Below are 2,879 nucleotides of genomic sequence, written 5' to 3' on the forward strand. Positions count from 1 at the left end.
ATGATGCGGTTCTTGCGGTCGAGATAGAGCACATGGAACCGCTCGATCGGTCCGCGCACGGTGAGCGCGCAATAATCGAGCAGCGCTTGCCAGCTGCCGATGACCGGGTTCTGGCTGAGGTATCGGCCGAGGATGTCCCGGGCGTCGAGGATCACGGTTTCTTCCTGGGGGGTCATGGGGGTCTCGCTGAATTGCAAGCGCCAAAGCCCCTGCCCGTTCGGGCGGAGGTAAGCGGCGTGCGGATGAACGGGAAGAGGAGCGGCCACCACGCATGGGAGTGGCCGCTCCGCAGGATGTCGCCTCAGCCGACCCGGTCGAGCAGCTTCTTGGCGCGCCCTTCCATGTCGAGGCGGACATCTTGCTGGGTCTTGTCGCGCGCGAGCCGGGTGATCCCCTGCACGAAGTCGAAGATGCTCTCGGGGGGGCGGCCCTCTTCCATCAGCACCTTCTCGATGATCTTGCCGGATTCGGGCCTAGAGAAGCCGCGCTTGCGCAGGAAATCATCCCGGTCCTCGTCGCTCCGCGCCACGATCTGCTGCCGCGCGGCCTGAATGCCGTTCACGAATCCCTGCGGCGAGGAATTGGCAAAGCGCGTCAGCGCCGGGGCAGCCTCATGGGCGAAGCGCGAGGCGGCGTATTTCGAGTGGCGGATCTTGATCTCCTGGAACTCCTCGACGCCCCAGAGGTTGCGGTTCTGGCACACCGCCCTGAGGTAGAAGCTCGCCATGCCGAGGGTCTTCGCCCCCACCTCGGAGTTCCAGCAATAGAAACCCCGGAAGTAGAGATCGGGGGAACCGTCGGGCAGGCGGCCCGCCTCGATCGGGTTGTGATCATCGACGAGGAACAGGAAGACGTCGCGATCCGAGGCATAGAGCGTGGTCGTGTCGCGGCTGATCTCGACATCGGGATTGTAGACCCCCGTCGACCAATCGAGCACGCCCGGGACCTTCCAGCGCGTGTCGCCGGTGCCATTGCCCGCGAGGCGCTGCACGGCCTCGACCAGTTCGTAATCGTGGATACGACCGTAATCGGGGCCCGTCACGGCGCGCAGTTCGGTGCGGCCATCCTCGGTTTCGAAGGTTTTGACCTGCTCGGCGCGGTGGTTGGAGAGGCCATATTGCAGGTTGATCCCGGCGAGCGGCGCCGGCAGTTGCCGCAGGTACGAGGCCGGGGCGCCGACAATGCTGGCAAGCTGGCCAAAGGCCCAATGCGTGGGCGCAACCGGCGACTCGGCTTTCGGCAGGACCAGATGCAACCGCTCGGCGCTGTCGCGTGCGGCTTCGACACGAATATCGGCCGTCTGCACCACCCGGCTGCGGCTGCGCTCGGAACGGCCCTTCACCGAGGCCCAAAGATCGTCGAGCGACAGATACCGCTCGTCATCGGGCCGGTTGAACCATTCGGAAGACACCCGCCCGTTGCGCTCCCCCCGGCTCACATCCACCTTCCAGCCACCAGCCCGCGCCGGTGCGACCGGATCCAGAACTTCCACAACGCCCATCGGCATTCCTCCGCGACAGGCGCCGGGAGCCACTCTCCCAGCCCTCAACCCGTCACCGGAAAACCGGCACTCCTCTCACTCTTCAGCTGGAGCGTGAGTGACGGCAGTGCGGGACGGAGCGGTCGTTGACGTAATCGACGTGTTCGGACACTGTGACTTCATACCTGACGAGTGAGAGAACATGACGCGGAGAGCACTCTATCCAGTGGGAGGGTCACGGGCCACGGCTGATCTGATCAAGCTTTCCCCCGGGATCATTTCTGGCAACCACGTCTTTGTGACGGGCATGACCGGAAGCGGACCAGATGGCGCCATGCCCGAAAATCTGGAAATTCAGTTCCGGCAGGCATTTGAAAAGATTGGTGCAATTCTTCAGGAGGCCGGACTGGGCTTCGACTCGATTGTCGAGATGACTACCTACCACGTCGGGCTGCGGGATCACTTCGATACGTTCTGCGCAGTCCGCTCCAACTATGTCTCGGATCCTTTTCCTGCATGGACAGCCGTTGAGGTTGCAGGATTGCGTAGGGAGGGCGCTGTCGTCGAGATCAGGGTAGTGGCCTCTATCGAGCCAGACTGAACTGATTGGCAGTTTTGGGCTCGAAGCGGCCATGCCGCGGCGGCGCGAAAGCGTCGGGTCACTCATTCAGATAAGCGGCCCAGTTCTGCCGCGCATGCACGATGCGCAGCACCTCAAGCCACTCCGCCTCGATACGGTAGATGATCAGATGCGATCCCGAGCGGTAGAGGCGGACGGGAGGGCGGATTTCGGTGCGCTCGCGCGCAATGCCCGGGTGCTGGACCAGAAGGTCCATGTCAGAGGCGAGCCCGCGGATATAGGTCTCAGCCTGCGTGACGGACCACATGCGGGCGCTATAATCCCAGATCGCATCGAGATCGCTCAGCGCAGCAGGTGAGAGCCGGTATTCAACGATCTTCGGTTTCGGCATCTTGTTCCCGCTTGCGGGCAAGAAAAGCCTCCACATCCAGACAAGCACCCGGGCCGCTGGCCAGACCCTCATCGACAATCTGCTGCAAGTCGGCAATGGCCTGCTGGCGGTCCTGATCACGGCGGATCAGATCGCGCACGTAATCACTGGCATTGCTGTAGCGCCCATCTTGGGTCTGAGCCTCGACCCAGGCCTTCATCGGGTCCGGCAGAGAGACGTTCATCGTTGCCATGATCGCAATCTCCTTCGCGAAAATGATGACACGATTTGGCAAAGTTTGTCAAACCGTGACGATGCCGTGCTGCGCGACTTGCTATGAGCGCAGCGAGCCCGGCGGTTTTCCCCGCCGGGCCTGGGCCGAGGCCCCGTTCGTCAGAACGGGATCTCGTCGTCGCGGTCGATGAACTCGGGGCTTTCGCCCTCGGCAG

Annotated in this window: 4 protein-coding genes and 1 pseudogene; 1 reads left to right on the forward strand and 4 read right to left on the reverse strand. The window is 63.0% G+C overall.

All coding sequences use genetic code 11. The features are described 5' to 3' along the window. A pseudogene (locus FBT96_RS21530) lies at positions 1–176 on the reverse strand (DNA repair protein); the annotation flags it as partial. A gap of 125 nt (positions 177–301) precedes the next feature. Beyond that, complete coding sequence (locus FBT96_RS18715) at positions 302–1,501, reverse strand: DUF932 domain-containing protein (protein ID WP_136909361.1); 1,200 nt, start codon at positions 1,499–1,501, stop codon at positions 302–304. A gap of 181 nt (positions 1,502–1,682) precedes the next feature. On the opposite strand from FBT96_RS18715, the gene FBT96_RS18720 reads away from it, so the two are divergent. Next, positions 1,683–2,081 (forward strand): RidA family protein, encoded by a 399-nt coding sequence (locus tag FBT96_RS18720; protein WP_136909364.1) that lies wholly within the window; start codon positions 1,683–1,685, stop codon positions 2,079–2,081. Between the two features lie 58 nt (positions 2,082–2,139). Here the strand turns inward: FBT96_RS18720 and FBT96_RS18725 are convergent, their stop codons facing one another. Together FBT96_RS18725 and FBT96_RS18730 are read right to left on the reverse strand one after the other, a co-directional pair. Next, positions 2,140–2,451: a type II toxin-antitoxin system RelE/ParE family toxin gene (locus FBT96_RS18725; protein WP_169583609.1), complete on the reverse strand. Its 312-nt coding sequence runs from the start codon at positions 2,449–2,451 to the stop codon at positions 2,140–2,142. After that, complete coding sequence (locus FBT96_RS18730; protein ID WP_136909368.1) at positions 2,429–2,683, reverse strand: type II toxin-antitoxin system ParD family antitoxin; 255 nt, start codon at positions 2,681–2,683, stop codon at positions 2,429–2,431. The genes FBT96_RS18725 and FBT96_RS18730 overlap by 23 nt, the downstream gene beginning before the upstream one ends. Positions 2,684–2,879: the final 196 nt, after the last annotated feature.

The organism is Rhodobacter capsulatus (genome assembly GCF_005144475.1).
GTDB lineage: Bacteria > Pseudomonadota > Alphaproteobacteria > Rhodobacterales > Rhodobacteraceae > Rhodobacter > Rhodobacter capsulatus_C.